The 22,899-nt window shown below is 75.9% G+C and carries 21 protein-coding genes; 5 read left to right on the forward strand and 16 right to left on the reverse strand.

What is annotated here, in order from left to right; translation table 11 throughout:
* Positions 1-66 precede the first annotated feature (66 nt).
* From HDA33_RS04725 to ftsY, 15 genes are all read right to left on the reverse strand, one after another.
* Entirely contained in the window at positions 67-1,410 is a 1,344-nt protein-coding gene (locus HDA33_RS04725) for a DNA-processing protein DprA (protein WP_184171446.1), read from the reverse strand.
* On the reverse strand, positions 1,407-3,023 hold the full coding sequence (locus HDA33_RS04730) for a YifB family Mg chelatase-like AAA ATPase (protein ID WP_184171449.1): 1,617 nt from the start codon (positions 3,021-3,023) through the stop codon (positions 1,407-1,409). Before HDA33_RS04730 ends, HDA33_RS04725 begins: the two co-directional genes overlap by 4 nt.
* Positions 3,020-3,439, reverse strand: a complete 420-nt coding sequence (locus tag HDA33_RS04735; RefSeq protein WP_158492572.1) for a YraN family protein — start codon at positions 3,437-3,439, stop codon at positions 3,020-3,022. The genes HDA33_RS04730 and HDA33_RS04735 overlap by 4 nt, the downstream gene beginning before the upstream one ends.
* Positions 3,440-3,611: 172 nt before the next feature.
* A complete protein-coding gene (locus tag HDA33_RS04740) occupies positions 3,612-3,935 on the reverse strand; it encodes a DUF2469 domain-containing protein (RefSeq protein WP_184171453.1) in 324 nt (107 codons plus the stop codon).
* A 139-nt stretch (positions 3,936-4,074) separates the two neighbouring features.
* The gene (locus HDA33_RS04745) at positions 4,075-4,839 is read right to left on the reverse strand and encodes a ribonuclease HII (RefSeq protein ID WP_338104252.1); all 765 of its coding nucleotides are present in this window, start codon (positions 4,837-4,839) and stop codon (positions 4,075-4,077) included.
* Entirely contained in the window at positions 4,836-5,597 is a 762-nt protein-coding gene (gene lepB / locus HDA33_RS04750) for a signal peptidase I (RefSeq protein WP_338104253.1), read from the reverse strand. The genes HDA33_RS04745 and lepB (HDA33_RS04750) overlap by 4 nt, the downstream gene beginning before the upstream one ends.
* Positions 5,594-6,313, reverse strand: coding sequence for a signal peptidase I (gene lepB, locus HDA33_RS04755; RefSeq protein WP_338104254.1), 720 nt, complete (start codon positions 6,311-6,313; stop codon positions 5,594-5,596). The genes lepB (HDA33_RS04750) and lepB (HDA33_RS04755) overlap by 4 nt, the downstream gene beginning before the upstream one ends.
* Positions 6,314-6,398: 85 nt before the next feature.
* On the reverse strand, positions 6,399-6,752 hold the full coding sequence (gene rplS, locus HDA33_RS04760) for a 50S ribosomal protein L19 (protein ID WP_026107053.1): 354 nt from the start codon (positions 6,750-6,752) through the stop codon (positions 6,399-6,401).
* A 289-nt stretch (positions 6,753-7,041) separates the two neighbouring features.
* Positions 7,042-7,758, reverse strand: coding sequence for a tRNA (guanosine(37)-N1)-methyltransferase TrmD (trmD, locus tag HDA33_RS04765; RefSeq protein WP_184171459.1), 717 nt, complete (start codon positions 7,756-7,758; stop codon positions 7,042-7,044).
* A gap of 5 nt (positions 7,759-7,763) precedes the next feature.
* Positions 7,764-8,372 (reverse strand): ribosome maturation factor RimM, encoded by a 609-nt coding sequence (gene rimM / locus HDA33_RS04770; RefSeq protein WP_184171462.1) that lies wholly within the window; start codon positions 8,370-8,372, stop codon positions 7,764-7,766.
* Positions 8,373-8,486: 114 nt separating this feature from the next.
* Entirely contained in the window at positions 8,487-8,726 is a 240-nt protein-coding gene (locus tag HDA33_RS04775; RefSeq protein WP_026106897.1) for an RNA-binding protein, read from the reverse strand.
* 2 nt (positions 8,727-8,728) lie between these two features.
* Entirely contained in the window at positions 8,729-9,175 is a 447-nt protein-coding gene (gene rpsP, locus HDA33_RS04780) for a 30S ribosomal protein S16 (protein ID WP_184171464.1), read from the reverse strand.
* Positions 9,176-9,386: 211 nt separating this feature from the next.
* Positions 9,387-10,970 carry a signal recognition particle protein gene (ffh, locus tag HDA33_RS04785; protein ID WP_017488695.1) on the reverse strand — a complete coding sequence of 528 codons (1,584 nt, stop codon included), beginning with the start codon at positions 10,968-10,970 and terminating at the stop codon, positions 9,387-9,389.
* Positions 10,971-11,079: 109 nt separating this feature from the next.
* A complete protein-coding gene (locus HDA33_RS04790; protein WP_184171467.1) occupies positions 11,080-12,369 on the reverse strand; it encodes an ammonium transporter in 1,290 nt (429 codons plus the stop codon).
* 234 nt (positions 12,370-12,603) lie between these two features.
* Positions 12,604-13,806: a signal recognition particle-docking protein FtsY gene (ftsY, locus tag HDA33_RS04795; protein ID WP_017488693.1), complete on the reverse strand. Its 1,203-nt coding sequence runs from the start codon at positions 13,804-13,806 to the stop codon at positions 12,604-12,606.
* A 99-nt stretch (positions 13,807-13,905) separates the two neighbouring features.
* Between ftsY and HDA33_RS04800 the strand changes: the two genes are divergently transcribed.
* On the forward strand, positions 13,906-15,210 hold the full coding sequence (locus tag HDA33_RS04800; RefSeq protein ID WP_184171470.1) for an MFS transporter: 1,305 nt from the start codon (positions 13,906-13,908) through the stop codon (positions 15,208-15,210).
* Positions 15,211-15,284: 74 nt separating this feature from the next.
* Here HDA33_RS04800 and wecB read toward each other — a convergent pair whose 3' ends face one another.
* Complete coding sequence (gene wecB / locus HDA33_RS04805; protein WP_184171473.1) at positions 15,285-16,439, reverse strand: non-hydrolyzing UDP-N-acetylglucosamine 2-epimerase; 1,155 nt, start codon at positions 16,437-16,439, stop codon at positions 15,285-15,287.
* Positions 16,440-16,634: 195 nt separating this feature from the next.
* Here wecB and HDA33_RS04810 point away from each other — a divergent pair, with 195 nt between their 5' ends.
* Genes HDA33_RS04810 through HDA33_RS04825 form a run of 4 tightly spaced genes read left to right on the forward strand, consistent with a single transcriptional unit; the run spans position 16,635 to position 22,814 of the window.
* The gene (locus HDA33_RS04810; protein WP_184171476.1) at positions 16,635-17,519 is read left to right on the forward strand and encodes an ABC transporter permease; all 885 of its coding nucleotides are present in this window, start codon (positions 16,635-16,637) and stop codon (positions 17,517-17,519) included.
* Entirely contained in the window at positions 17,516-18,412 is an 897-nt protein-coding gene (locus HDA33_RS04815) for an ABC transporter ATP-binding protein (protein ID WP_184171480.1), read from the forward strand. Before HDA33_RS04810 ends, HDA33_RS04815 begins: the two co-directional genes overlap by 4 nt.
* Positions 18,409-20,220 carry a glycosyltransferase family 4 protein gene (locus HDA33_RS04820; RefSeq protein ID WP_184171483.1) on the forward strand — a complete coding sequence of 604 codons (1,812 nt, stop codon included), beginning with the start codon at positions 18,409-18,411 and terminating at the stop codon, positions 20,218-20,220. The genes HDA33_RS04815 and HDA33_RS04820 overlap by 4 nt, the downstream gene beginning before the upstream one ends.
* Positions 20,221-20,243: 23 nt before the next feature.
* Positions 20,244-22,814: a glycosyltransferase family 4 protein gene (locus HDA33_RS04825; RefSeq protein ID WP_184171485.1), complete on the forward strand. Its 2,571-nt coding sequence runs from the start codon at positions 20,244-20,246 to the stop codon at positions 22,812-22,814.
* Positions 22,815-22,899 lie beyond the last annotated feature (85 nt).

Below are 22,899 nucleotides of genomic sequence, written 5' to 3' on the forward strand. Positions count from 1 at the left end.
GCGACCTCCGCCCTCGGCGCCGCTCCCCGGTAGACCCCGCTCCCCCGCACGCCCGACGTCGGCCGCTCAGGCCCGGCGCCACCGGTCCTCCACGCGCCGGGCCAGGCCCGCCCGCTGCAGACGGGACAGGGACGCCAGGACGGTCGGCAGGGCGAGGCCCGCGCTCACGGTGATCCGGTCCACGGGCACGGCCTGCCGCAGCGGCAGCGCCTCGTGGACGAGCGCCTCCTCCACGCTCAGCCCGTCCGTGACCCGCACGGGCGAGGCGGCGGAGGCGGGCGAGGAGGACGCCGTGTTCCCGGCCCCGCCCCCGGTGCCGCCCGGCCGCGGGGCGGGCGCGCCGCCGTCGAGCAGGGCCAGGGCCTCGGCCTCCGAGGTCACGAGACGCGCCGGGGTCTCCTGGAGCAGGCGGTGGCAGCCGGCCGAGCTCGGCGAGGTGACGGGTCCGGGCACCGCGCCGACCTCCCGGCCCAGGCCGAACGCGTGCCCGGCGGTGTTCTGCGCGCCCGAGCGCCAGCGGGCCTCCACGACCAGCACGGCACCCGCCAGCGCCGCGATCACACGGTTGCGCTGGAGGAACCGGTACCGCGTGGGGCTGGCCCCCGGCGGCATCTCCGAGACGAGGAGCCCGGCGGCCATGACCTCCCGGAGCAGGTCCTCGTGGCCCGCCGGATAGAACCGGTCCAGGCCGCCGGCCAGCACGGCCACCGTCGGCGGCACGCGGCCCGACGCCCCGTCGTGGGCGTCCGCGGCGTCCGGCCCGACGGGCGCCGCCAGGGCAGCCCGGTGCGCGACGCCGTCGATCCCGTAGGCCCCGCCGGAGACCACGCACACGCCCTGCTGGACGGCGTGCGCGGCCAGGCGCGTGGTGACGGCGCGCCCGTAGGCGGTGGCCTCCCGGCTCCCGACCACGGCGAGCGCCCGTGACGCCGGCGGCAGCGTCCCCGGTCCGCGGAACCAGAGGCCGAGCGGGGCGGCCTCCCCGAGGTCGTCCAGGGCGGCGGGCCAGGCCTCGTCCTCGGGGACGAGCAGGCCGCCGCCGAGGCGGTGCAGCGCGACGAGGTCCCGCACCGGGTCCAGGCGGGCGGCGCGGGGCGCCCAGCGGTCCAGCCCGGCGGACCAGCGGCGTGCCAAGGTGTCCGGCGCGCCGGCGTGCTCGGCGAGCAGGTCCCGCTCGGCGGGCTGGATGGCCTCCCGGCCGGTGAGCAGGACGAGGGCCCGCTCGGGGCCGAGCGCGGCCACCGCGTGGACCGCGAGCGCGTCCCCGGGCTCGACGAGGCGGGTGAGCGCGGCGCGGGCGATCCGGGCGGCGTCGGGCCGCTGCGTGTCAGGTCGGTGCGCGTCCGGCCGCTGTGTGTCCGGCCGCTGCGCGGCGGCCGCGGGATGGTCGTGGGCGGCGGTGGCGGTCATGTCTCGTCCTCCTCCTGGTGGCGCAGGGTCAGCGCGACGTCGGTGTCCTCGGGGGCGGGCGTCTCGGCGCCGCGCAGGTCGGCCAGGGTCCAGGCGAGCCGGAGCACGCGGGCGTGGCCGCGGGCGCTGAGCAGGCCATGGTCCACGGCCTCGTCCGCGGCCCGCCGGGCCGCCCGGGGCACGGCGTAGGGGCCGTGGCGCAGCACGCCGGCCGGGGCGTGGGCGTTGCGGCGCAGCCCGGGCGCCACGAGCCCCTCCTCGGCGGCGCGCGCCCACCGCTCGGCCTGGCGGCGGGCGGCCTCGGCCACCCGGGCGGCGACCTGCGCGGAGGTCTCCGCGGCGGGGGCGCCGGCGAGCTGGCGGGCCTGCACGGGGCGCACGGTCACCTGCAGGTCCACCCGGTCCAGCAGGGGGCCGGAGAGGCGCTGGCCGTAGCGGCGGCGCTCGGTCACGCTGCACCGGCACTCCACGCCGTTGCCGCCGCCCTTGCCGCACGGGCAGGGGTTGGCGGCGAGCACGAGCTGGAACCGGGCCGGGTAGGCCACGGTGCCGCGCGCCCGGTGCAGCAAGACCTCCCCGGACTCCAGGGGCTGGCGCAGGGACTCCAGTGCGCGCCGTTCGAACTCGGGGGCCTCGTCCAGGAAGAGGACGCCGCCGTGGGCGAGGGAGACGGCACCGGGGCGGGCCAGGTTGGCGCCGCCGCCCACCAGCGCGGCCATGGACGCCGAATGGTGGGGCGCCTCGAACGGCGGCGTGCGGTCCAGGTCGCCCGCCGCGCGGGTGCCCGCCGAGCCCTGCCCGACGCCGCGCCGGGCGAGGGCGTCCGCGCCGCGCAGGGAGCGCAGGGCCGCGCACTCGAGCGCGGTGCGCCGGTCCAGCGGCGGGAGGATCCCGGGCAGGCGCTCCGCGAGCATGGTCTTGCCCGCCCCGGGCGCCCCGCGCAGCAGCAGGTGGTGGGCGCCGGCGGCGGCCACCTCGAGGGCGAACCGGGCCTCGGCCTGGCCCGCGACCTCCGCCAGGTCCGGCGCGCCCGGCCCCGCACCGGGGGCGCCGTCGTCGTCGGCGGGACGGACGGGGCGCCGCTGCGGCGCCTCCCCCTCCGGCTCCCCGCCGAAGGCGAGGATGACGTCGTGCAGGTGGGCGAAGCCGCGGACCTCCGCCCCCGGCACCAGCCGGGCCTCGGCCTCCGCGTCCTCGGCGACCACCACCTCGGAGCACCCGGCGTCCACGGCCGCCATCACCATGGCCACGGTCTCGGGCGATCGGTGCAGGGCCCCGTCCAGGCCGAGCTCGGCCAGGAACACCGGCCCCTCGACGCCGCGGACGCGCCCGTCCGCGGCGTACGCCGCGAGGACGATCGCCAGATCATGCCCGGCGCCCCGCTTGTGCACCCCTGCCGGGAGCAGGTTGACGGTGAGGTGCCGCCGGGTCAGCGGCAGCCCGGCGTTGCGGGCGGCGGAGCGGATGCGGTCCCGGCTCTCCTGCAGCGCCTGGTCCGGCAGGCCCAGCAGGGTGAAGCCGGGCAGGGACTGGGCGATGTCCGCCTCCACGTGGACGACCTCGCCGCGCAGCCCAGAGAGGCTGATGGAGCGCGTGCGGCCGATCCCGCTCATGGCCGCACGTCCTGGAGCAGGTCGAAGCGGATCCCGCCCGTGCGCGGCACCAGGACGGCGACGGCGTCCACCCGCCATCGCTCCGCCCGGCGGCCCTCGCCGTGGGCCCGCACCCAGGCGGCGGTGAGGCGGTGCAGGCGCAGCAGCTTGCGCCGGTCGATCGACTCCAGCGGGTCCCCGAACGCCAGGCCGGAGCGGGTCTTCACCTCGACCCCCACCCACCAGCCGGCGTGGTGGGCCACCAGGTCCAGCTCGCCGGCCTCGCCCCGCCAGTTGCGGTCCGCGATCACGTAGCCGCGGTCGGCGAGCCAGCGCGCCGCCGCGTCCTCCCCAAACCGGCCCAGCGCCGTGTGCGCGCGGCTGCCCCGCCCTCCTCCGGGCGAGTCCGCCCCGACCTTCTCCGCGGTCCCCGTCATCTCGACCACCTCCTGGGCTCCAGGGTGGCCGGAGGGCTCCCGGCGGCGGGGCGGACGGGCCCGGATGTGAGGAGGCGGGCGCCTGTGCAGGAGTCGTCGTCGCACGGGCGGCGGCCCCCGCTTCAGGCGCCCGCATCAGGCCCCCGCCTCAGGCCCCCGCCTCAGGCGGCGCTCAGCCCGGCAGCTGCCCGTCCGGCGGGACCTGCAGCTCGTCCCGGGGCAGCTCCTCGATGTTCACGTCCTTGAAGGTGAGCACCTTGACGCGCTTGATGAAGCGCTGCGTGCGGTAGACGTCCCATACCCAGGCGTCCTCGAGGAGGATCTCGAAGAACACGTCCCCGTCCGACTGGCGGGGCGTCAGGCGCACGTCGTTGGCCAGGTAGAAGCGCCGCTCGGTCTCCACCACGTAGCGGAACAGGCCCACCACGTCCCGGTACTCCCGGTACAGCAGCAGCTCGGCCTCGGCCTCGAAGTCCTCGACGTCGTCCGCGCTCATGGCTTGCCTCCTCGGTGCTCGGGGCGCGCCGGCGAGGGGCCGGCACGCGCGCCCTCCATCCTCTCCCGTCCGGGGCCCGCGCGTCGAACGCGCGCCCCGCGCGTCCTCTCCCGGGCCACCCGGCGAGGCCCCGCCGGCCTCAGTCGAACAGCGTCGGCGGCTCGTCCGCGGGCGCGGCGGGCAGGCCCAGGCTCCAGCTGCGGCGGTGGTGCTCCCCCGCCCCGTGGTCGAGGATCGCGGCCCGGTGGGCGGCAGCCCCGTACCCCTTGTTCCCGGCCCAGCCGTAGGCCGGGTGGTCCGCGTGGAGGGCGATCATGGTGTCGTCCCGGGCCACCTTCGCGGCGATCGACGCCGCGGCCACGGTGGCGCACCGGTCCTCGGCCTTCACCAGCATGGTGGGCACGGGCGGCACCGGTCGTGGGGTCGGCGCCGGTCCGGCGTCCGGGTCGGAGCGGGTCAGCCAGTCGTCCCTGCCGTCCAGCACGAGGGCCACCGGCTCCTGGCCGGCCGCGGCGCACACCGCGGCCCACGCGCGTCGCCCGGCCAGTCCCAGGGCGGCCGAGATGCCCAGCGCGTCGATCTCGGCGGGGCTCGCCTCGCCCAGGGCCACGGCGGCCGCCCACGCCCGGATCTCGGGCACGAGCGCCCGGCGGCGGCGGTCCGTGAGCGCCTTGGAGTCGCGCACGGCGGGGATCTCGCCCTCGGCGGGCAGCCAGGCCGCGCAGACGCCGACGACGACGGGCCCGGCCAGCGCGCCGCGGCCCACCTCGTCCATGCCGGCCACCAGGACGCGGTCCGTCCCGCCCGCGGCCAGGAACGGCGCGGCGAGCCCGGCCTCGACGTCGAGGCCGGCGCGCACGGCGGTCTGCGCCCCGGCCCGGGGCGCGCGTTCCGCCCCGGTCACGAGCCCGCCCCCCGCGCGTCGGGCACGGCCTCGAACGCCTCCGGGGCGGCGCCGGCGCCGCCGATCCGGTCCAGCGGCCACACCACGAACCGGGCGCGGCCGACGACGTCGTCGAGGGACACGAAGCCGCCGCCGGGGCCGTCGCGGTGGGCCCGGGAGTCGGCGGAGGCGGAGCGGTGGTCGCCCAGCACCCACAGCCGTCCGGCGGGCACGGTCGCCTCGAAGGCGTCCTGCGCGGGCGCGTCCCCGGGGGCCAGGTAGGGCTCGGCGACGGGGACGCCGTTCACGCGCAGCGCCGCCTCGCCCGGCGTGAAGGAGACGGTGTCCCCCGGCAGCCCGACGACGCGCTTGATCACGTGCCCGCCGTCGGCGAGCCACCCCTTGGTGTCGTCGAAGACGACGACGTCCCCGCGGCGCACCGGGTACGGCTCCGGGGTCAGCAGCGTGGCCACCACGCGGTCCCCCGCGCGCAGGCCCGGCTCCATGGAGGACGACGGGATGGCGTACATGCGCGCCAGGAAGGCCCACGCCAGCACGCACGCCAGCACCGTCAGCACGACGACGGCCAGCACCGCCCGCAGCGGGCCGCGGCCGGGCTTGGCGGGCAGGGCGTGCGAGCCGGCTCCCGAGGGGACCGCGTGGCCGAGCAGGGCGCCGGTCGGCCCGGCCCGGCGAGCGGCGTCGTCGGCGGGAGCGGCGCCGGAGTCGTGGGCATGGCCCGCGGCGGGCGGCACCAGGCGGTGGTCCGGGCGGCTCACGGGGCGGCTCCGGGCGCCGCCTCCGGGGCGGAGGCGTCCACCGGGCCGCGCCGGTCCAGGGGCCACACGACCTCCGCGGCCCGGCCCTCGACGCGCTCGAGCGGGATGAGACCGCCGCCGGCGCCGCCGAGCAGGGCGCGCGAGTCCCGCGAGGCGGACCGGTTGTCCCCGAGGACCACCATGCGCCCCTCGGGCACCTCGAAGGTCCAGGAGCCGTCCGCGGCCGGGTCCTGCGCGGTCACGGGGCGGCCCAGGTAGGGCTCGTCCACCGGCGCGCCGTCGCGCAGCAGCCGCCCGTCGGGCGCGCAGCACTCCAGGCGGTCGCCGGGCAGGGCGAGCACCCGCTTGACGAACGCGTCCCCGGAGGCGCCGAGGCCCCACGACCGGGCCACGTCCTCGAGGCCGCGCTCGAGGGAGCCGGCTGAGCGGTACGGGGCCAGGCTGCCGGCGCCGTCGAACACCACCACGTCGCCGCGCCGCACCCCCTCCCCGCCGGCCGCCGACGCGTCCACGCGCACGCGATCCCCGGGGTGCAGGGTGGGCTCCATCGAGCCGGAGGGGATGAGGTACACGGGCCCGGTCAGGGCCCGCAACACCGCGGCCGCCACCACGGCGGCCGCGACGGTCAGGCCGATCCACGCCCACCAGGCCGTCCCGCCGGACCCGCGGGCCGGCGTCGCGCCCCGCCCGGTCCCGGATCCGCCGGATCCGGGCACGACGGAGCCCCGCGACCGACGGGGGTCACGGGGCTCCGGGTGCGACATGGCGATGCTCAGGCGGTGGGGACACCGCCCGTGCGGATCACTTGGCGTCGACGCGCTTCTCGCGGATGCGGGCGGCCTTGCCGTGGCGGTCGCGCATGTAGTAGAGCTTCGCGCGGCGCACGTCGCCCTTGGTGACGACCTCGATCTTGTCGATGACCGGGGAGTGCACCGGGAACACGCGCTCCACGCCCACGCCGAAGGACACCTTGCGGACGCGGAAGGTCTCGCGCACGCCGTAGCCGTTGCGGCCCATGACGTAGCCCTGGAAGACCTGCACGCGGGCGGTCTTGCCCTCGATGATGTTGACGTGCACCTTGACGGTGTCGCCGGGGGCGAACTCCGGGATGTCGGAGCGCAGCGTCTTGCTGTCGAGGGAGTCGAGAATGTGCATGTTCATCTCTCCTGACGGACGCCACAGGTCATCCGCGTGGTAGGCGGGCGCACGGTCCGCCCTCGTGGGGACGAGAGGTCGGGGCCGTGTCCCGAGCGTGGGGCCGGGCCGGCACGTGGGGTGCGGTCCCGGGGGTCCGATCCGTTGACGCGCGCCCCCTGTGGCAGGTCGGGCGTCCGGCGGACACGAGAGTCCATTATGCCACACCCGACGCCGGGCCTCGGCATCGGCGGCGGCCCGCGGCGGGGACTCCTTCGGCTGCCGCGAGGGCCCCGGTCCCGGCCGCGACTCAGCCGTCCCGGCCGAGCGCCTCCCACAGGTCCGGGCGCCGCGCCCGCGTGCGCTCCTCCTGCTGGGCCCGACGCCACGCCGCCACCTTGCCGTGGTCACCGGAGAGGAGCACGGGGGGCACCTCGCGGCCGCGCCAGTCCGCGGGCTTGGTGTAGACGGGGTACTCGAGGAGCCCGTCCTCGTGGGACTCCTCCACGAGGGAGGCGGGGTTGCCCACCACGCCGGGCACGAGGCGCCCCACGGCCTCGATCATGGCCAGCGCGGCCACCTCGCCGCCGTTGAGGACGTAGTCGCCGAGCGAGACGAGGCGCACCTCGAAGAGCTCCTCGGCCCAGCCGAACACGCGCTCGTCGATGCCCTCGTAGCGGCCGCACGCGATGGCCACGTGCTCGCGCTGCGCCAGCTCGCGGGCCAGCCCCTGGCTGAACCGCTCGCCGGAGGGCGTGGGCACGAGCAGCACCGGCCGCTCCCCCGCGTCCGCCGGCGCCTGCGCGAACACGTGCTCCAGGGCCAGGGCCCACGGCTCGGGCTTCATCACCATGCCGGCGCCGCCGCCGTACGGGGTGTCGTCCACGGTGCGGTGGCGGTCAAAGGTGAAGTCGCGCAGGTCGTGGACGTGCACGTCCACGAGGCCCTCGCGCCGGGCCCGGCCCAGCAAGGACACGTCGAGCACCGCGAGGTACTCGGGGAAGATCGTGACGACGTCGAAGCGCACGGCCCTCAGCCCTCCCGGCGCGCGTCGGCGTCCGCCTCGGCGTCGGAGGCCGCGGCGTCGTCGTCCTGGTCCGCCTCGCCGGAGGCTAGCTCGAGCAGGCCGGGCGGCGGGGTCAGCACGAGCACGCCGGCCTCGGGGTCGATCTCCGGGACGATCTCCTCGACGAAGGGCACGAGCGCCTCCTCGTCCACGCCGTCCAGGGCCACGTGCAGCAGATCCTGGACCGCGCCGGTCGTCAGGGCGGTCACGACGCCCACGCGGCGGCCGTCGACGCGCACCTCGAGGTCCACGAGGTCGTCCTCGTACCACTCGTCGGACTCCTCCGGCGCGGCCGGGGCGGCGAACAGCTGGGCGCCGCGCAGGGTCTCGGCGGTGTTGCGGTCCGGGGACTGCTCGAAGCCGACCACTAGGATCTGCTTGTTCCAGCGGGCCCGGGTCACCGTGAGCTCGGCGGGCAGCGACGGGCCGCCGTCCCGGACGGTCAGGGTCGCGCCGGGGGCGAAGCGGGCGTCGGGGTCGTCGGTGAAGACCTGCACGGTCACCTCGCCGCGGATGCCGTGCGGCTTGCCGATGCGGGCGACGCGGACGAGGCCGTCCTGGGGTGCGGGGCTCATGGGCTCTCCTGGGGTGGGGCGGGCGGGGGCGGGCGGCGCAGGCGGCGCAGCCGCAGACGACGACGGCCCGCCCGGTCCCGGTGAGGGGGCGGGCGGGCCGTGCGTCACGGTCCGTCAGCGACGGCGGTCGGTCTCCACCACGTCCACGCGGACGGGGTGGCCGGCCAGGCCGTCCAGCACGGTGCGCAGCGCGGTCGCGGTGCGACCCTGGCGGCCGATCACGCGACCCAGGTCCTCGGGGGCCACGCGGACCTCCAGCATGTCGCCGCGCCGCTGGGAGCGGGCGTCCACGCGGACCGCCTCGGGCGTGTCCACGATGCCGCGCACCAGGTGCTCGAGGGCCTCGGTGAGCATGGTCACTCGGACTTCTCGGCGGCCTCGGCCGGGGCCTCGGCGGCCTCCTCGGCCGGGGTCTCGGCCTCGGCGGACTCCTCAGCCTTGGGCTCCTCGGCCTTGGGCTCCTCCGGCAGGATGACCGAGCCCTTGTCGGGGGCCACGAAGGCCTCCTTCTCGGACTTGGACTTCAGGGTGCCCTCGGCGCCGGACTCGCCCTTGAACTTCTGCCAGTCGCCGGTGATCTTCAGCAGCGCGGCGACCTGCTCGGTGGGCTGGGCGCCCACGGAGAGCCAGTACTGCGCGCGCTCGGAGTCGACCTCGATGTACGAGGGCTCCTCGGTCGGGTGGTACTTGCCGATCTCCTCGATCGCACGGCCGTCACGGCGGGTGCGGGAGTCGGCGACGACGATGCGGTAGTACGGGGCGCGGATCTTGCCGAACCGCTTCAGGCGAATCTTGACAGCCACGGGTGTGGTCACTCCTCAGTAGAGATCAGGGGGGCCGGGGCACCGCCGCGTGGGGGCAGCTGGCGATGGGTCTCGGCCGAAACGGAACGGAGCGCGCGGAGGATAGAGGGTCGTCCGGGCTCACGCTCAGTACCGGGCCATTCTGCCAGATACCGGGCGCGGGCGCACACCCGGCGCGCCGGGCGGCGGCTCGGCCGCCGCCCGGGCCGGCTCAGCGGTCCTTGAGGTACTTCTCGAAGCCGGCCGGCAGGTTGAGGCTGGAGGGGTCGAAGCCGTCCATGCCCGCGCCGCCGTCGCGGCCGAACACGGCCCCGGCCTGCGCCTGGGCGGCCCGCGCCTGGCGCTCCTCGAGGGCCTTGCGCTCGGCGGCCGCCTTGGCGGGGTTGCCGGACTTCACCTTGTTGCGCTTGGCGTTCTTGCCCTTGGCCTTGCGGGAGACGCCGCCGGGGGCGCCGGGCATGCCGGGCATGCCGCCGCCGGCGGCCATGCGCTTCATCATCTTCTGGGCCTCCGCGAAGCGCTCCAGCAGGCCGTTGACCTCGGAGACGCTCACGCCGGAGCCCTTGGCGATGCGGGCGCGCCGCGAGCCGTTGATGATCTTGGGGGCCACGCGCTCGTGCGGGGTCATCGAGTGGATGACGGCCTCCACGCGGCCGATCGAGGACTCGTCGAACTGCTCCAGCTGCTGCCTCATGCCCTGGGCGCCCGGCATCATCATGAGCATCTTCTTCAGCGAGCCCATCTTCTTGAGCTGCTGCATCTGGTTCAGGAAGTCGTCGAGGGTGAAGTCCTCCTGGTCCGCGAACTTCTTGGCCATCTTCTCGGCCTCGGAGCGGTCCCAGTTCTGCTCGGCCTGCTCGATCAGGGAGAGCACGTCGCCCATGTCGAGGATGCGCGAGGCCATGCGGTCCGGGTGGAAGACCTCGAAGTCCTTCAGGCCCTCGCCCGTCGAGGCGAACATGATCGGCTTGCCCGTGACGTGGCGGACGGACAGCGCGGCGCCGCCGCGCGCGTCGCCGTCGAGCTTGGTGAGCACGACGCCCGTGAAGCCGACGCCCTCGTTGAACGCCTGGGCGGTGGCCACGGCGTCCTGGCCGATCATGGCGTCGATGACGAAGAGCACCTCGTCCGGCTCGACGGCGGCGCGCACGTCGGCGGCCTGCTGCATCAGCTCGGCGTCCACGCCGAGGCGGCCGGCGGTGTCGATGATGACCACGTCGTGGTACTTCGCGTTGGCCTCGGCGACGCCGTCGCGGGCCACCTGCACCGGGTCGCCCGTGGCGGCCTCGAACTCCGAGGAGACGCCGGGGTGCGGGGCGAACACCGGCACGCCGGCGCGTTCGCCGCCGACCTGGAGCTGCTTGACGGCGTTGGGGCGCTGCAGGTCGCAGGCCACGAGCAGCGGGGTGTGGCCCTGGGACTTGAGCAGGTGCGCGAGCTTGCCGGCGAGGGTCGTCTTGCCTGCGCCCTGCAGGCCCACGAGCATGATCACCGTGGTGCCGGTCTTGGCGTGGCGGATGCGCCGGGTCTCGCCGCCGAGGATCCCCACGAGCTCCTCGTTGACGATCTTCACGACCTGCTGGCCCGGGTTCAGGGCCTGGGCGACCTCCTCGCCGAGGGCGCGCTCCTTGATCTGGGCGATGAACTGACGGACCACGGGCACGGCCACGTCGGCGTCCAGGAGGGCGCGGCGGATCTCGCGTGCGGTGGCGTCGATGTCCGCCTCGGTCAGCCGTCCCTTGCCCTTGAGGCTGCGGAACGTGGCTGTGAGGCGGTCGGACAGGGAGTTGAACACGGCGGGTGTGATCCTTCGAAGCGGGGTCGACTGATCCGGACGCGGACGGTCGCGGGCGCCGCGGCTTCCACCGCGGCGCCCGCCAAGCCTAGCAACCCGGCTGGAGGGGTCAGTCGGCGGCGACGCCCCGATGGGCCTGCGCGTCGGCCGGGACCGGGACGCCGCCGAAGCCGACGTCGTAGTGGTAGGCCGACTCGTCGTGCAGGGTGAGGTCCACGCCGCGCTCCTCGTCCTCCTCGCTCACGCGCAGGCCCAGGGTGGCCTTGAGCACGAGCGCGATGAGGAAGGTGAGCACCGCGGTGAACACCACGGCCACGACGACGGCCACCGTCTGGGCCAGCAGCAGACGGCCGTCCCCGCCGTAGAACAGGCCCGCGGGGCCCTCGGAGGGCAGGGCGAAGAAGCCGATGAGCACGGTGCCCAGGATGCCGGCGGTCAGGTGCACGCCCACCACGTCGAGGGAGTCGTCGAAGCCGAGGCGGTACTTGAGGTTCACGGCCAGGGCGCTGGCCGCGCCGGAGACCACGCCGATCACCAGGGCGCCGAGCGGGCTGACGAAGGCGCACGCCGGGGTGATGCCGACGAGGCCGGCCACGATGCCGGAGGCGGTGCCGATCGAGGTCGGGCGGCCGCGGCGCACCCACTCCACCACGACCCAGCCGAGCATGCCGGCCGCGGCGGCGGCCAGGGTGTTGATCCAGATCAGGCCGAGCTGGCCCGTGTCGCCGGCGGCGCCGCCGTTGAAGCCGAACCAGCCGAACCACAGCAGGGCGGCGCCCAGCATGGTGAAGGGCACGTTGTGCGGCTTGTGGCCGGGGTCCACGCCGAAGCCCTTGCGCTTGCCCATCATCAGGGCCAGGACGAGCGCCGCCACGCCGGCGCTGATGTGCACCACGAGGCCGCCGGCGAAGTCCAGGGCCTCGCCGAGGCGCGAGCCGATGGCGCCCTCCTCGGCGAGCAGGCCGCCGCCCCACACCATGTAGGCCAGCGGCGCGTAGACCAGGGTCACCCACACCGGCACGAACACGCACCAGGTGAGGAAGCGGGCGCGGTCCGCGACCGCGCCCGAGATCAGGGCCACCGTGATGATGGCGAAGGTGGCGCCGAAGCCGGCGGCGATCAGACCGCCCTCCTCCATCGCGGTGGTGAGGCCGGGGTCGGCCAGCGGGCTGCCGACGAGGCCGAGCCAGCCCTCGCCGCCGGTCATCCCGGAGACCCAGAGGATCCACACGACGCCGACCAGGCCCATCGAGACGAAGGACATCATCATCATGTTCAGCGCGGACTTCGAGCGGGTCATCCCGCCGTAGAACAGGGCGAGCCCCGGTGTCATCAAAAGGACGAGGCCTGCGCTCACCACCATCCACACGGTTCCGGCGTCCAGGGTCATCTCGTTCATGGGCGTCTCCTCGGTCTGAGCCGGACGCCCGCCGCGTCGACGCCGTTCGTCCGGCGTCGTCGCCCGGTCCAGGATCGGACCGTTGCTCAAGGAGCGTAGCGGAGCGTGAGGCGCGGCACGGGGGCGCGCACGGAATCGGACGCAATGTGACGCGCGGCGCCGCCGGGGATGACCGGGGACGCAGCGGGCCCCTCCCGACGACGGCGGAAGGGGCCCGGTGCGCGGCGCGGCGGGTCAGTCGGCCAGCAGCGCGTCCACGAAGCCCTCGGCGGTGAAGGGGGCGAGGTCGTCCGCGCCCTCGCCGAGGCCGATCAGCTTGACCGGCACGCCCAGCTGGCGCTGGATGGCGACGACGATGCCGCCCTTGGCGGTGCCGTCCAGCTTGGTGAGCACGATGCCGGTGACGTCCACGACCTCGGCGAACACCTTGGCCTGGGTCAGGCCGTTCTGGCCCGTGGTGGCGTCGAGGACGAGCAGGACCTCGTCCACCTCCGCCTGCTTCTCGATGACGCGCTTGATCTTGCCGAGCTCGTCCATGAGGTTCGACTTGTTCTGCAGGCGGCCGGCGGTGTCCACGAGCACGACGTCGGCCTCGAGGCGGATGCCCTCGGCCACGGCCTCGTAGGCGACGGAGGCGGGGTCCGCGCCCTCCTTCTCGGAGCGGACGGTGGGCACGCCCACGCGGGCGCCCCAGGTGGCCAGCTGCTCGGCGGCGGCGGCGCGGAAGGTGTCCGCGGCGCCCAGGACCACGTCGCGGTCCTCGGCCACAAGCACGCGGGCGAGCTTGCCCACGGTGGTGGTCTTGCCGACGCCGTTGACGCCCACGACCAGGGTCACGGCCGGGCGGCCGTCCCGGCGGGAGGCGGCGAGGCGGCGGTCCATGGACGGGTCCACCATGGCCACGAGCTCCTCGCGCAGCAGCTCGCGGACCTGCTCCGGCTCGCGGGTGCCCTCCACGGTGACGCGGGACTTGAGGCGGTCGACCAGCTCCATGGTGGGCTCGGTGCCGAGGTCCGCCATGAGGAGCGTCTCCTCGATCTCGTCCCACGTGTCCTCGTCGATCCGGTCGCGCGAGAGCAGGGCCAGCAGGCCCTTGCCGAACACGTTGTTGGACTTGAGCAGGCGGGCGCGCAGGCGGGCCAGCCGGGAGCCGGCGGCCTCCGGGCGCTCGAGCTCGGGCGCGGCGGGCTCGGCCTCGACCTCCTCGACGACCTCCGGCTCGACGAGGTCGACCGGCGCCTCCTCGGCCTCGGGGCGCTCGAGGACGGCGGTGGAGCCGCCGGGGGCGGCGTGCCGGGGCGCGGGACGGGGGTCGTCCGCGTCGCGCACCCCCTGGTAGGAGCCCTTCGGCGGGGCGGGTCGGCGGTCGAGCAGGCCGACGATGAGACCGCCCACCAGCAGGGCGAGGACGACTGAGATGATGAGCACGATTTCCACGTGCCCAGTCTGGCACACGGGTCCCGGCCGGGCCCGGGGCGGGGAGCGGCCGGCGGGAGGCCCGCCCCGGGGCGGGTCCGACGTGGGAGGATGGCGGCCATGCCGTCGTCCTCGTCCCGCACCGCGCGGGCCCCCCTGCCCCGTGAGATCAAGGTCCTCGTGGCCGCCGCGTTCATCATCGCGATCGGCTTCGGCATCATCGCGCCGCTGCTGCCCCAGTACGCGGCCTCGTTCAACGCCTCGGCGACCGCGGTGGCCGCCGTCGTCTCCGTCTTCGGCCTCACCCGCCTGCTCTTCGCGCCCCTCTCCGGCCGGCTGACCAACCGCCTCGGCGAGACGCCCGTGTACATGACGGGCGTGCTGATCGTGGCGGCGTCCATGTTCCTCATCGCTTTCGCGCAGACGTTCGCGCAGCTCCTGGCGTTCCGGGCGATCGGCGGCGTCGGCTCGACCCTGTTCACCGTCTCGGCGATGGCGTTCCTGGCCCGCAAGGCCCCGCCGTCCATGCGCGGCCGGGTCTCGGGCGCCTACGCGTCCGCCTTCCTCATCGGCAACATCGTGGGGCCCATCGTCGGCTCCGCCCTCGCCGTGTTCGGCTACCGCGCCCCGTTCCTCATCTACGGCACCTCGCTGGTCATCGCCGCGGCACTCGTGTTCTTCATGCTCAAGGACACCCGCCTGGCGGACCGCGCGGCCCGGGACGCCCGCCCCGCCATGCCCGTGAAGGAGGCGCTCGAGAACCCGTCCTACCGCGCGGCGCTCGTGTCCTTCTTCGCCAACGGCTGGGCCACGTTCGGCGTGCGCAACTCCGTGATGCCGCTCTTCGCCGCGAGCGCGTTCGCCGGAAGCGGCCTGCTGGGCTGGCAGGTGGACGGGGCCCTGATGGCCGGCCTCGCCCTGTCCGTGTTCGCACTCGGCAACGTGGTGGCCGTGACCTTCAGCTCCCGACTCTCCGACATGCACGGCCGCAAGCCGCTGATCCTCACCGGCCTGCTCGTGATGGCCGTGACCACCGGCGTGCTCGGCTGGATGCAGTCCCCCCTGCTCTTCCTGCTCGCCTGCCTCGTCTCCGGCGCCGGCACGGGCGTGCTCAACGCCCCGCAGCAGGCAGCGATCGCCGACGTCGTGGGCCAGGGCCGGCGCTCCGGCGCGGTGATGTCCTCGGCCCAGATGTCCGCGGACCTCGGCGCGATCATCGGCCCGCTGCTGGCGGGCCTCGTGGTCGACGCCGCCGGCTACGGCTGGGCGTTCGTGCTCACCGGCGGCGTCATCCTCCTCGGCGCGCTCGCGTGGTGGCGGGCGCCGGAGACCAACCTGCCGGTGGTCCCGGGCGGGCCGCGCACCGGCGCCCTGCCGAAGATCGAGCCGGAGGACGTGCGCCCGCCGCACCGCGAGGACGGCTGAGCGGGCCCGTCCGCGGAACGCACGAGGCCGCCCTCCCGACGGGGAGGGCGGCCTCGTGCGTGCGGGGGCGTAAATCAGCCGCGCGCCTCCGGGTCGAACTCGGGCAGACGCTCCCCCACGCCCAGCAGCTGGGCGATGCCCGAGACGGTGCGCTCGGCGGCCCGGCCGTCGCCGTAGGGGTTCACCGCGGCGGCCATCGCCTCGTAGGCCTCGGGCTCCTCGAGCAGGCGGGTCACCTCGGCGACGACGACCTCCTCGTCCGTGCCGATCAGGCGGACCGTGCCCGCGGTGACGGCCTCGGGACGCTCGGTGTTCTCGCGCATCACGAGCACGGGCTTGCCGAGGGACGGGGCCTCCTCCTGCACGCCACCGGAGTCGGTGAGCACCACGGTGGCCACGGAGAGCAGGTGGGTGAACTCGCCGTAGGCCAGCGGCTCGGTGACCAGCACGTTCTCGCGGCCCTCGATCTCGGGCAGGATCGCCTCGCGCACCACCGGGTTGCGGTGGGCGGGCAGCACGAACGTGGCGTCCGGGTGGGCGGCGGCCAGGCGCGCCAGGGCCCGGCCCACGCCGCGCATGGCGTCGCCCTGGTTCTCGCGGCGGTGGGTGGTCACCAGCACCACGCGCCGGCCGGAGGCCTGCAGGGCGGCGAGCCGCTCGTCCTCGAAGGGCACCTGATGCTCGACGGCCTCCAGGAGGGCGTCGATCACGGTGTTGCCGGTGACGTACACGTCCTCGGCGGCCACGCCCTCGCGCAGCAGGTTGTCCCGGCTCACCGACGTCGGCGGCAGGTGCAGCGCCGCGATCTGGCTGGTGATCTTGCGGTTCGCCTCCTCCGGGAACGGGGAGTGGATGTCGAAGCTGCGCAGCCCCGCCTCGGCGTGGACCACGGCGATGCCACGGTTGAAGGCGGCGACGGCGGCCGCCGTCGAGGTGGTGGTGTCCCCCTGCACGACCACGGCGTCCGGGCGCTCCTGCTCGAGCACGGCGTCGAGCCCCTCGAGGGTGCGGGCGAAGACGCCGTTGAGGGTCTGCCGGGGACGGATGATGTTGAGGTCGTGGTCCGGGACGATCCCGAACAGCTCGTTCACCTGGTCCAGCATCTCGCGGTGCTGGCCCGTCACCGCGACCACGCACTCGAAGCGGTCGTCCGCCTGCAGCGCCTTCACGATCGGCGCGACCTTGATCGCCTCGGGACGGGTTCCGTAGACGGGCATGACCTTGGGCACGAGGGCTCCTTGAGTTGCGTGGACGCTGGGGGCGCGGACGGGGGCGGTCCGCGGCGGCGGGGCGCGGGGGCACGCCTCGCCCTGAGGCGCAGTCTACTGACCGGGACCGTCTGGGCGGGCTTGCTAGAGTGTCCAGTCGCGACGGACCGTCCCCGGCCCGTGGCTCCCACTGGCTCGAGAGAGGGTGCCCCCGGCATGGCAGACACCGGCGAATCGCGTGCGGAGGCCGCCGCCGTGGTGACCGTGGACGGCGCACGGCTGCGCCGCGTGGGCGCCCGACCGGGCCTGGGGCAGTACATCCGCTCCCTGTGGGACTACCGCTCGTTCATCCTCTTCGACTCCCGCTCGCGCATCGCTGGGGCCAACTCGGTGAACGCGCTCGGCCGGGTCTGGATGGTGCTCAACCCCATCCTCGACGGCGCCGCGTACTTCCTCGTCTTCGGCCTGCTGCTCGGTACCGGCCGCGGCATCGAGAACTTCCTGGGCTACCTCGTCATCGGCGTGTTCCTGTTCCGGTACACCTCCGGCGCCATCACCGCCGGCTCGCGGTCCATCTCCGGGAACCTCTCGATCGTGCGGGCGTTCCGCTTCCCCCGGGCCACACTCGTGATCGCCACGAACATGCGCGAGCTGCTGCTCTTCGTGCCCACGCTCATCACCATGGTCGTGCTCGTCCTCACCATTCCGCCGGCGGAGGACATCACGTGGCGCTGGCTGCTGCTGATCCCGCTGCTGGCGCTGCAGACCCTGTTCAACATCGGCGCCTCCCTGCTGCTCTCCCGGTTCGTGGCGCACTGGGCGGACCTGTCCAACCTCATCGCCTTCGGCACCCGCATCTGGCTGTACCTCTCGGCGGTCTTCTTCAGCATCGAGCGGTTCGAGCACGTCCCGGCGCTCGTGACCGCCATGCACCTGAACCCGATGTACTGCGTGCTGGACATCGCCCGGCAGTCGCTGCTCTACGCGGAGGCCGCCGACCCGATGCGCTGGATCGTCCTCGGCGCCTGGACCGCCGTCCTGCTCGTGGTGGGCATCCTGGTGTTCTGGAGCGCCGAGGAGACCTACGGGGAGGACCGATGAGCGAGCAGAACGAGACCGGCTCCGCGCAGGTCCACCGTCCCTCGGTGGTGGTGGACCAGGCGTCGATGACCTATCGCGTCCGCTCGGCGGACGCGATGCACTCGAGCGGCGGGCTGCGCGGACGGCTCCGGGCCGCCCGCGGCGTGCGCACCACCGAGGTCCAGGCGCTGCAACCCCTGTCCTTCATGGTGGAGCGCGGCGAGTCGGTGGGCGTGATCGGAACCAACGGCTCCGGCAAGTCCACCCTGATGAAGCTCATCACTGGCCAGATGCACCCCACCTCCGGCCGCGTCTACGCCACCACCACGCCGGTGATGCTCGGCGTCAACGCGGCGCTCGTGCGCCAGGTCTCCGGCGAGGACAATATCCGCCTGGGTTGCCTGGCCATGGGCATGACCACCGCGGAGGCGGAGGCCAAGCGCGACGCCGTCGTCGCCCTGTCCGGTCTCGACGAGCGCGCCCTGCAGCTGCCCCTGAAAGCCTACTCCTCCGGCATGGCCTCGCGCCTGCAGTTCGCGATCGCCACGTCCGTGGACCCGGACATCCTGGTCATCGACGAGGCGCTGAACACCGGTGACGCCCAGTTCCGCGAGCGCACCCGTCGCCGCCTGGACGAGCTGCGCGAGCAGGCGGGCTGTGTGTTCCTCGTCAGCCACTCCCTGAGCACCATCCAGGAGATGTGCCAGCGCGTGATCTGGATCGAGCAGGGCGTGCTGACCATGGACGGCCGCCCCGAGACCGTCACCCGCGGCTACAACCTCTACGTCCGCGCCATGTCCCACGGCCGCGAGGAGGAGGGGCGCGAGATCCTCGCCCGCAAGCAGGCGGAGATCGTGCCCCAGCGCATCGACTGGGCGGGCGGCGTCCCGCCCCAGGGCACCACGAACGGATGAGCGGCGACGGCGGCGGGGCCCGGTCGGCGGCACGGCGCTGGGCCGCACGGGGCCGCACGGTCGGCGCCCGCGCCGCGGCCCGCGCCGGCGACGTCGGGGCGCGCACCGCGCGCACGCTGCGCGCAACTGCCGGGGTGCGCACGCTGCCCGAGCGCACCTGGCGCGCCGCGGACGTCGAGTGGACCGGGCCCGGGCCGATGCCCCTGCCGGCGGCCGCCTCCCTGACCCGGGCGCTCACCGGCGCCCGTGTCCCCTCGCTCGACGCCTGGCGGCCCCTGGGGCCCCGCCCCGCCGACGCGCCGGCGGTGCTCTTGCTGCCGGTCGGCGGCCTCGACGCGGGGGCCTGGACCGTGGCCGAGGCCGCGGACCGCGCCGACGAGCACGGCCGTGCCGCCGGACCGGCCGGCGCGCCCGCCCTGCGCACGGTGCTGGTGTGCGACCCGGCCTCCCGGACCGCCCTGCTGGGGGCGCTCCGCTCTCGAGCGGGGCGGCGCCCCTGCGGCGCCCTCGTGGTCGCCTCCGCGGCGCCCGCCACACCGGCCGGCGCGGCCCGGCTCCTGGCCGCCCTCGGCCTCGTCGACGCCGTGCTCGCCCGCGAGCCGGCGGTCCTCTCCCCCGCGCTGACCCGGCTCGCCGCGCTGGCCGGCCGCGCGGTCGTGGACGCCGAGGGCGCCGAGGAGGGCGGCGAGGCGCTCGCCGCCGCCGGTCGGGCCGCCCGCCTGGCCGCGCTCGCCGCCGCTCCCGCCGCGCCGGCCCCGGGCCCCGCGCCGCAGCCGGACCGGGTGCGCGTGGGCGTCGAGCCGCGCCGCGTCGTCGTCGCCGGACACGACCTGAAGTTCGCCGGCGCGCTCGTGGGGCACCTGCGCGAGCAGGGCCACGAGGTGCGCATCGACGAATGGCGCGGCCACGCCCGCCACGACGCCGAGCGCAGCCGCGCGCTGGCCGACTGGGCCGACGTCGTGCACTGCGAATGGAGCCTGGGCAACCTGGCCTGGTACTCCCGGCACCTCGACGCCCCGGACCGGACCGTCCGGCTGACGAGCCGGCTCCACCTGCAGGAGGCCGGCACGCCGTTCCCCCGCCGCGTGCGCCAGGACGCCCTGGACGCGTGGCTCTTCGTGGCCGAGCACGTGCGGGCCCAGGTGCTGCGGGACACCCGGTTCCCCGCCGAGCGCAGCCACTGGGTGCCCAACGCCGTCGCGGTGTCCGACGCCCTCCCCGAGGGCGGGGGCGACCGCCGCTTCGTGCTGGGCCTGGTCGGCGTGCTGCCTGAGCGCAAGGGCCTGCACCGGGCGCTGGACCTGCTCGCCGCGCTGCGCCGCGACGAGCCGCGGTTCACCCTGCGGATCCGCGGCCACCGCCCGGACGCGGTGGGCTGGATGGCCGACCGGCCCGCGGCCGCCGCGTACTACGGCGAGCAGCTGCGCCGGCTCCGTGAGGACCCGCTGCTGGCCGAGGCCGTGCGCTGGGACCCGCACGGCCCGGACATGGGCGCCTGGTACGCCGGGGTGGGGGTCGCGCTCTCGGTCTCCGACTTCGAGTCCTTCCACTTCACTCTCCCGGACGGCGCGGTGCACGGCTGCCTGCCCCGGTCCCTCGCGTGGGCGGGCGCGGACCTGCTCTACCCCCGCGACTGGCTGCACCCGGACGTCGACGCGCTGGCCCGCTCGATCCGGTCGGCCACCGCCGACGCGCGGGTCTGGCGCGCGGCCGCCGCCGAGGCCCGGGACGTCGTCGCGGCGACCTATGCTGAAGATCACGTCATCCCCCGGCTGGCCCGCCGGATCCTCGGGGTCACCGCGCCCTGACCACCCTGCCGAGAAGGAGCACCATGCCCCAGGACACCCGCGCCGCCCGCCGCCCCCACATGGCCATGCTCGTGGGCAACCACGTGGTGGGGGACTCGCGAGTGGAGAAGGCCGCGGTCTCCGCGATCCGGGCCGGCTACCGGGTCACGGTCGTGGGCGTGGGCCACCGGTCCGTGTTCAACCTGGGCCGCTACGGCACGGTCCCGATCCTGCGCGTCCCCGTGCCCTTCCGCCGCTACGCCGCCTGGCTCACCCTGCACGGGGGCGGGCCGGAGGCCGCCACGGACTGGTCGGCCGTGCTGGACCCGGAGGAGGCCGGCCGGATGACCGCCTGGGACCGCGCGCACGCGGGCGGGAGCGGACTGCCCCAGGCGCTCGTGCGCGGCCTGTCCCCGCACTCCCTCCCCGACCGCGTCCGCGGCCGGCTCGGCCGCGCCGCCCGGACGCTCGACGCGCGAGGCCCCGGGCGCACCCTGCGCCTGCCGGCCGCCGGGCGACGCCGGCGCGCCGTGGCCAACTTCGAGGCCGCGCGGACGGGCCACTGGCGCGAGGTGTGGCCGATGATCGCCGACTACGAGGACGCCTTCCTGCGGGCCCTGATCGACCTGGACCCGGACGTGGTGCACGTGCACGACCGGCACCCGCTGCCGGCGGCCGCGGCCTACGACAGGTACCGCGCCGCCCACGGTCTGGACCCCGTCCCGTGGGTCTACGACGCCCACGAGTGGGTGCCGGGCCAGATGATGGCCGGGCCGGTGGACCACCGGATCGCGTGGAAGGCCGCCGAGGCCGAGCTCATCCACGAGGCGGACGCCGTGCTGGCGGTCACCGACGAGCTCAGCGGGCGGATGCAGGACTACCACGCGCTGCCCGAGCGCCCCACCACCGTGGTCAACGGCCCGTGGGGCACGCAGGTCCCGATGGCCCCCGAGGAGCGGCTGCCCCTGCGCACCGAGCTCGGGCTCGCCGAGGACGTCCCCCTGCTCGTCTACGTGGGCCGGCTGGCGGCCCAGCGCGGGATCTTCACGATCGTCGAGGCCCTGCCGCACCTGCCGGGGGTCCACGTCGCCTTCGTCGGCTCGCCGGACCTCGCGCCCCGGGCCGCCCTGCGGGACCTGGCCGCACGGCTGGGCGTCGCGGACCGGATCCACATCGTGGACTACGTGCCCTCGGCGTCGGTGACCTGGTACGTCGCCTCCGCGACCGCGGGGCTGAGCCCCCTGCTGCCCACCCCGGCGCACGAGAGCGCGGTGCCCACGAAGCTGCGCGAGTATCTGCTGGCCGGCCTGCCCTCCGTGGTCTCCGACCTGCGCGAGCAGGCCCGCTTCGTGCGGGACCAGGGCATCGGCACGGTCGCCGCCCCCGACGACGGCGAGGACCTCGCCCGCGCCGTGCGCGAGCTGCTGGAGGGGATCGAGGGGTTCCGGGCGGCCGCCGCCGATCCCGCGCTCCTGGACCGCCACCGGTGGGAGGCCTCCGAGCGCGCCCTGCACGAGGTCTGGGGGCGTCTGGCCCCCACCTCGGCGGAGCCGATGCCCGTGGAGATCGCCCCGGACCCGGCCACCGAGGCCCCGCGTGCGGGCCTGCTGGTGATCGGCGATGACGACGCGGCCGGGCCCCTGGTGCGCGCGTGGCCGGCCGATTCGGGCCCCGCGGTGGTTCGCGCCCCCCGTCCGGCGCCGGAGGGACGGGGGATCGTCGAGGGCGGGCCCGCCGCCCTGTGGGACGCCCTGGCCGAGTGGGTCGCGGACGACCTCGCCTTCGAGGCGTTCCTGTCCACCGGGCAGGGGCCCGCGACCGGCCGGGCGGAGGCCCTGCCCCTGCACGAGCTGATCTCGCTGCGCGCCCGCGGGCGCCGCGCGGGCATGCTGGCCGGGGACCGCCTCCTCGCGGACGTGCACACCCGCCTGCTGGCCGTCCCCGGCCACCCGTGGGCGGAGCTCGACTCCGACGCCCGGGCCGCCCTGGACCGGCGGATCCGCCGCGGGGCGCGGCCGTTCCGGGAGGCCCTCGAGGCCGGTGTGCCGGTCCTGAGCCACCGACGCCTCGAGGCCGTGGCCGTGCCGGGCGTGCAGTGGCTGCCGCTGCCGCTGGTCCCGGGCCCGGAGCCCGCCGGCGTCGCCGCGCCGCGCTCCGTCCTGGTGCTGCCCGGGGACCGGACGGCCGCCGAGCGCGCGGCGGTCGAGGAGCTCCTGGACGCGCTGCGCTCCCGGGGCGTGGCCGTGGAGGCGCCGTCGGGGCCCCGTCACCGGCGCCGCCCCGACGCCTTCCGCGGCGACGTCGTGCTGGCCCCGCTCCACACGGGCGAGCCGGAGGCGGCCGCCCTGCGGGCGCTCGCCGCCGGCAGCGCCGTGGTGGCGGGCCCGCCGGCCCCCGCGACCCTCACGGACCTCCCGGCCGCTCCGTGCACGGTGGCCGAGGACGCGACCCTGGTGGACACCGTCCTGGGGCTGCTGGAGGAGGACCCGGCGGCGGGCCGTGAGCGGCGCGCGCTCGCCCGGGAGCACCTGGACCGCGTGCACTCCCCTCAGGCCGTGGCCGCGCGCCTGCTGGCACTCCTCGACCCGGCCCCGCCGCAGCGGCCCCAGGGCTGAGCACCCGGGGGCCGCGCCCGCCGACGGCGCCGCACTCCCGCCCGGGACGCCGACGGCCCCCGCACCCGAGCTGCGGGGGCCGTCG

This window comes from Micrococcus endophyticus (assembly GCF_014205115.1).
Taxonomy (GTDB): Bacteria; Actinomycetota; Actinomycetes; order Actinomycetales; family Micrococcaceae; genus Micrococcus; species Micrococcus endophyticus.

What these genes read in the sequence shown, in the direction of transcription:
- rplS (WP_026107053.1), bottom strand. Translation starts at nt 6,752, where the DNA reads ATGCACATTCTCGACTCCCTCGACAGCAAGACGCTGCGCTCCGACATC.
- HDA33_RS04790 (WP_184171467.1), bottom strand. Translation starts at nt 12,369, where the DNA reads ATGAACGAGATGACCCTGGACGCCGGAACCGTGTGGATGGTGGTGAGC.
- HDA33_RS04775 (WP_026106897.1), bottom strand. Translation starts at nt 8,726, where the DNA reads ATGCTCACCGAGGCCCTCGAGCACCTGGTGCGCGGCATCGTGGACACG.
- HDA33_RS04725 (WP_184171446.1), bottom strand. Translation starts at nt 1,410, where the DNA reads ATGACCGCCACCGCCGCCCACGACCATCCCGCGGCCGCCGCGCAGCGG.
- HDA33_RS04800 (WP_184171470.1), top strand. Translation starts at nt 13,906, where the DNA reads ATGCCGTCGTCCTCGTCCCGCACCGCGCGGGCCCCCCTGCCCCGTGAG.
- HDA33_RS04730 (WP_184171449.1), bottom strand. Translation starts at nt 3,023, where the DNA reads ATGAGCGGGATCGGCCGCACGCGCTCCATCAGCCTCTCTGGGCTGCGC.
- HDA33_RS04740 (WP_184171453.1), bottom strand. Translation starts at nt 3,935, where the DNA reads ATGAGCGCGGACGACGTCGAGGACTTCGAGGCCGAGGCCGAGCTGCTG.
- HDA33_RS04735 (WP_158492572.1), bottom strand. Translation starts at nt 3,439, where the DNA reads ATGACGGGGACCGCGGAGAAGGTCGGGGCGGACTCGCCCGGAGGAGGG.
- HDA33_RS04815 (WP_184171480.1), top strand. Translation starts at nt 17,516, where the DNA reads ATGAGCGAGCAGAACGAGACCGGCTCCGCGCAGGTCCACCGTCCCTCG.
- HDA33_RS04825 (WP_184171485.1), top strand. Translation starts at nt 20,244, where the DNA reads ATGCCCCAGGACACCCGCGCCGCCCGCCGCCCCCACATGGCCATGCTC.
- HDA33_RS04810 (WP_184171476.1), top strand. Translation starts at nt 16,635, where the DNA reads ATGGCAGACACCGGCGAATCGCGTGCGGAGGCCGCCGCCGTGGTGACC.
- rimM (WP_184171462.1), bottom strand. Translation starts at nt 8,372, where the DNA reads ATGAGCCCCGCACCCCAGGACGGCCTCGTCCGCGTCGCCCGCATCGGC.
- HDA33_RS04820 (WP_184171483.1), top strand. Translation starts at nt 18,409, where the DNA reads ATGAGCGGCGACGGCGGCGGGGCCCGGTCGGCGGCACGGCGCTGGGCC.